The sequence below is a fragment of the Bartonella sp. CL25QHWL genome (genome assembly GCF_042195335.1).
GTDB lineage: Bacteria > Pseudomonadota > Alphaproteobacteria > Rhizobiales > Rhizobiaceae > Bartonella.
Genome location: NZ_JBHIOE010000031.1, coordinates 1 through 5,827 on the forward strand (window position 1 = coordinate 1; position 5,827 = coordinate 5,827).

Genomic DNA, 5,827 nt, shown 5'->3' on the forward strand with positions numbered 1-5,827 from the left:
AAAAGTGTAAAAGTGATGTCGCGTTATACGAAATGGATTGTACTCATTATACTCTTATTAGCGCTTGATTTTTCACGCCTTATAGATGCTGTAGGAAATATTTTTACACAAAAACCAAATATCCGACTCTAAATACATTCTGAGATGTGCGAAAATCTTTAGAAAATGAATTCTTAATTTTGCTCGTCTCATGGAGGCGATAGAGAATGTCTTTGCGCATTTTAAATAGTGGTTCTCAAAGAATTAAAAATTTGTTCTATAATAATAACAAATTGTTAATATACGTGCGTTTAATAGGTATATTTCGTAATATTATCGGCTAAAAAGGTGGGAATAATTATGGAAAACGTCGCAGTTCAAAAACAAGAAAAGAATAAAACTGAAAAGTTTTCTATGAAAGAGAATCTTGCTGGAAGAGTTTGTCGTTTTCCTAAACCGTCCACTGAAATGGAAGCTTTGCAGCCTGTTTTTGAAGCGGTAAGCAACGCTATTCACGCGCTTGAAGATTCTAAGCAAGAAGATTACAAAAGCGCGGGTAACATAGATATAGAAATCAAAGATATAGATAAAAATGAAACACTTGAAATTATAGTTAAAGACAATGGTGTAGGATTGGATGATGAGCACTTTCAAGCTTTTCGCACTGTAGATACTAATTTTAAATTAGAAAAAGGAGGAAAAGGAGTTGGGCGGCTGCTATGGTTGGATGCCTTTAAGAAAATACGAGTTAAAAGTATATTCCTTGAAGAAGATCAGCTTTACCAGAGAAGCTTTACATTTTGTTTGGAAGAGGAAAATCAGATTCTTGATCATTCAAAAATACCTCTTATTAATCAAGAAGTAACCGGAACAGAAATTATTTTTACCGGTTTAAGAGATGTAGCGTACCAAAAATATTTTCCACGCAAAACTGAAGCAATTATCGATCATATTGGAGCACATTTTTTTTCAGATTTAATTTTAGAACAACTTCCTCAAATAACTTTTCGTGATGATCAGATGTCTGTCAATTTAGCGCAGAAAGTTAAAAAATATTTAGTAGAAAATAGGGGAGAGATTACACTTGAAACCGCAGATTTTGGTTTATTAAAAATTCGTAATTTTATTTGCATGGCGGATGCTAACCTTAACTTTAAAGGGAAGAACCACTATCTACATCTTTTCGCACATGATCGTACTGTGACTACTGAAAGCATCGATAACCTTATTGGTTTTGGAAAATTTGGAACCCAAAAGCTGGTATATCATGGTTGCATAAGTGGCCAATATTTAGATGATAGAGTTAATCAAGAAAGAACGCATTTTTCTTTTAAAAATAGTATATTAAAAGATATTTTACGTGCCGTTGCCAACAACATTACACAGAGTGTTCTTGCTCCAGAAAATAAAGAGTATGAAAGAAAACGTTTAAATACATTAAAAAAGTTTTGTAAAACCCATCCCTCCTATCGCTTTGAGAGTTATGAAAAATTATTAGAAACACTTCCTAAAGCTGCAAAGAATACAGAGGGGTTTGTTAAAACACTGGCTATTCACAAACTTAGGAGAGAGAAAAAACAAAATAAGAGAATTGAAGAAATATACCGTGAAATTACTGAAGGAAATGCCAATACAGACAGCTTTTCTCAAAAAGTTTCTGAACTTGCAAGAGAAGTTAAAGATGAAGAAACAAGACAGTTAGCAGAGTATGTTATCCGTCGTAAAGTTATACTTAAAATTTTAGAAGGATTAATAATAGAACTTAAGAAAAATGTTAATGGTCAAGAAGTACCACATCTAGAGAAAACATTGCATAAACTTATTTGTCCAATGCGTGTTCGGGGGGATGATCCTGAATCTCAGGAAAATTTAACACATGATTTATGGATTATTGATGAGCGATTAACATTTACAAAATACTTTGCTTCGGATGTGCCTATCAATCAAATCATGCAGGATAGTACAGAAAAAAGTCGTCCTGATTTATTATGTTATAATCAATTATATGCCCTAGGACTTGAAGGTCGTCTTGATGCAGATCTGGACAGGCTAATGTTAGTGGAGTTTAAAAGACCAGGTCAGAAAAAATATAAAGCGGGTTACTCCCCCATGAATCAAATAAACAAATACCTCAATGAACTTAAAGGACAGCGTATAAAGACATTTGATAATAAGAAAATAAAGATTTCAGAGCAGTGTGTTTTTTATTGTTATATTATTGCTGATATAGAAGGTGAACTTAAAACGCAAACGTCTACATGGCAAAAAACAGCTAATGGGCGAGGGAGAACTTTTCCTCTACAGGGAGAATTTCGAGGAACCGTTGAAATAATAGAGTGGTATGATTTATTAGAGGATGCAAAATTAAGGAATGAAGCATTTATTTCTACATTAAAGGTTTAATTTTTTGAGGCGATAGACAATATCTTCGCCCATTTAAAACAATAGATTTCAAAAATTAAAACTTCACCCCCTCCCCGCTTTTAAAACGGGGAGATGGATTGTGATTTAAACTAAGCGGCTTTCGTAACAGATTTTTCTAAGACCTGTTTTGCTTCTTTAATGAGAGCTTTGTATTTTCTGTTCTCTTCATCTACTCTGAAGGCATCAAGAAGACGCATATGAATAGGACCTAAAAGATATAAATTTTTTCGCCAGCGTTCATACCTTCCCAATAGCTTGGCAAATCAAAGCGCGTATCATTATCATAATCAACAGATTGGTTTCTTAGTTTCTTTTCACACTCAATAAAGTAACGGCGTGCTTGACGTCCTTTCTCATTACGTTCCACCATTGAGAGCTCTTTCGCCATGTCTAAAGTGATATGATATTCTGTACTTGGACGACCCGCCTTTAGGTTTCGGTAAATTTTTACCAAAACTCACAAAGCTTTGATTTTCCTGAAAGGGATTAGGTTTTACTCTTTTTTGAGTAAAACTCACAAAGTCCTGATTTTCTTGAAAAGAATATTCTTCAATCCGTCGTGAAATCCAATCGTTGAAGCGTATATTAACTTCTAAAAACGTATGCAATTCACGCGCATTAACAGTTTGAATGGTTTGCTGATCAATGACTTGTTCTGATATTTTTATAAGAGTGTTCATGATGAACTCCTATCGATTAGATGTTTTTCACTGACACTCAATAAAAGAGTGCCTAGTGCTGAAAAACACGGTCGATAATCCGTCGGTTATGCTTTTCCCATAAAGGGTATTGTATAGCGTAACTACACCCGACAAAGCCATTATATGCGTGTAACATATAATGAGTCAAAGCCTTTAATGTGCGAAGAAGAGATTGTGTCGGCAATCTGTCCGCTATCGATTTAAGGCGTTTTTCAGGCATCTGATTCGACAATAGAAACATTGTTATAATCCTGTCAAGTAGTTCCTGATATAAAAGATGCCCATTGTTCTAAGAGAACACGTCGTTGTTCCAAAAAATCCGTTCGCATATAAGCTTTTGTCACTGAACTTCCAACTGAATGGGCAAGAACAGTTTCGGCAATCTCAAATGGTGTTGACGTTGTTTCTGCTATCCAATCCCGTAAGCTTGAACGAAAACCATGGGGACGATAAGTCAAACCACAAACTGTCATATACTTTGCCATGGTGGCATCAGAAATGGGGTTGCCTCTAAGACCAGAAAAGAGAAAACCATTCTTTTCAAAGGGGAGAGTTTTTTCAATAACTCTCAAAGCTTCATCACTTAGTGGCACGCGAAAGTCTGAAACTTTCCCTACAATACCTTTCATGTTTTCTTTTGGTATCGTCCATATATTTTTGTCAATTTGTTCAAGGCGCAAATAGCGCAATGGATATGACCGTACTCCCGTCAAAATGAGTAACTTCAGTGCTAAATTTGAAAGGATATCATCCTTTAAGTTTTGATAAAAAGCCGGAACCTCTTGCCATGGCATAGCAGGAATATTTGTTGATGTCGTACGTGGTTTTCCTAAAAGCGCGCGTGCCTTCATACAAGCCTGTAGATCAACATCTAAACCAAGAGCCGCAGCATATTTCAAGCAAATATTGATACGGTTAAGCGCTTTTCGCGCTGTGTCTGCTTTTTCATGCCAAAGGGGTGCGAGAACATTGCGAATGATATTGGCTGTTAATTTTTCTATAGGTAATTTGCCTATGTGTGGAATCACGTGCAACTCTAGAGGAGAAAACCAGCGGCCGTTTTTACCTTCATTTTTCAACTCTGCTTTTTTGCTTTCAAAAGCCGCTTTTGCAATTTCTTGGAAGATATTGCTTTGCTGTATTAAAATAGTCTGTTCTCGAAAGACAATAGGATCATTGCCTTCTTTAAGAATATCACTATAATATCTTGCAAGCTCACGCGCTTCTTTTAAAGAGAGTTTCGTAACAGGACCAAGTCCCATTTCACGGCGCTTATTGTGGTGCGTATAGCGAAAAAACCAAGAGCGTGTATTGTCTTTTCGAACATTCAACCACAACCCTGCCCCGTCACAATATTTACCCTGCGGAGACGTCTTTACGAATGATGCTGATAACCGATGAATCGCCCTCACTTAACGTCCCCTCTCGTCCACCTTTTCAAGCATTGCTCGTCCACCTTTTTTGGTCCACCTTTTAGACCACCTTTAATTTCTGATTTGAGATTTTTCCTTTAATACTTAATTTTTTTATTGAATCATAAAAAGCTATAGACATCAATACGCCCTTATACATCTTTATATACTTTGAATCTTGTTGCTAAAGCCTGATTCGCTCTCTGGGGGCACCATTTTTTATTTTACACATGTTTGTAAATGAATCGGCTTTTAAAACCTTGTCTGTTAAAGTTTATGCTTTCTGCTTCTGCATAATTTAGCATTTTTAAGTTCTATTCTTGAAAAACTATGTAATACCTTAACAAATTATCTATTGATCTAAGTGTATTGCTCAATAATTTTTTCTTCCATTCAAATTAACTTTTTGCTTATCCCACAGAAAAAGCATTATAAATATACCTAATTTCCAGTCATATCTAGAAGAAATTTTAAACTATCGATGCAAATCTTACATAAAATTTTATTCAAATAGTGCAAATCAGCCATTCCCTCCAAGGTACTCTTTAGACGCACTAAATATCTGAATATTTTTATTTAAAAAATTAAAATCTTTTAAAGAGCTTTCTTATTGAATTATACTTAATTTAAACTCAATAAAAACTTTCCTTGAATATATATGTCATTCTTACAAATTTATCTCTCATAAACTGTTAGAGTAATAACATTTTCTTTTCGCCAATATGAACGATCTAAATAAAATAAATATCTGGAAAGGTAAAATAATTCAAAAATACACGACCGGAATTTAATATAATTTATCAAACATTTTCAACTAAACATTTCTTATTATTACGAAAACGATTGTTAGAACTTTAAAAAAATATTGCTTTATAAAAAACTTTTAAACAGGAAAAAAATGATAAATATCATAATTACCTTTCATTTTTTCAGAAAAAACTACCATGTTTAGAAATGAAACTCTTAGATAACACACTCAAAGAATTAACTTATGAAAAATTATTTTAATTGAAACTTAAATAGTTTTACAAAGAACGCTTTAAAATGCGTATTAAAATGATTGACCTTTTACAAGAAATTTGTCAAAAAACATATCTAGTTTGGAGGGGTGGCCGAGCGGTTTAAGGCACCGGTCTTGAAAACCGGCGTGCAGGAGACTGTACCGTGGGTTCGAATCCCACCCCCTCCGCCACAGCACTTTTATGGTGCCTGTAGCTTGCCAGCGGGTTTTGTATGTAGCTTGCCAGCGGGTTTTGTATATTTTGACACTAGGTTTTGTACCAATTTATTTTTTCTCAAAGAGTTTTAAAG

The 5,827-nt window shown here is 34.5% G+C and carries 2 protein-coding genes, 1 tRNA gene and 1 pseudogene; 2 read left to right on the top strand and 2 right to left on the bottom strand.

Annotated features, from left to right (window positions below; translation table 11 throughout):
• Positions 1 to 339: 339 nt before the first annotated feature.
• The gene (locus tag ACFILY_RS08930; protein ID WP_375637888.1) at positions 340 to 2,382 is read left to right on the top strand and encodes an ATP-binding protein; all 2,043 of its coding nucleotides are present in this window, start codon (positions 340 to 342) and stop codon (positions 2,380 to 2,382) included.
• Between the two features lie 110 nt (positions 2,383 to 2,492).
• On the opposite strand, the pseudogene ACFILY_RS08935 reads toward ACFILY_RS08930, so the two are convergent.
• Both ACFILY_RS08935 and ACFILY_RS08940 read right to left on the bottom strand, forming a co-directional pair.
• Positions 2,493 to 3,083, bottom strand: a pseudogene (locus ACFILY_RS08935) (antA/AntB antirepressor family protein).
• 275 nt (positions 3,084 to 3,358) lie between these two features.
• Complete coding sequence (locus ACFILY_RS08940) at positions 3,359 to 4,516, bottom strand: tyrosine-type recombinase/integrase (RefSeq protein WP_375637889.1); 1,158 nt, start codon at positions 4,514 to 4,516, stop codon at positions 3,359 to 3,361.
• 1,102 nt (positions 4,517 to 5,618) lie between these two features.
• On the opposite strand from ACFILY_RS08940, the gene ACFILY_RS08945 reads away from it, so the two are divergent.
• Positions 5,619 to 5,708 (top strand) — tRNA-Ser (locus tag ACFILY_RS08945).
• Positions 5,709 to 5,827: the final 119 nt, after the last annotated feature.

Excerpts from the sequence above, each read along its gene's own strand:
- ACFILY_RS08930 (WP_375637888.1), top strand. The coding sequence starts at position 340 with ATGGAAAACGTCGCAGTTCAAAAACAAGAAAAGAATAAAACTGAAAAG.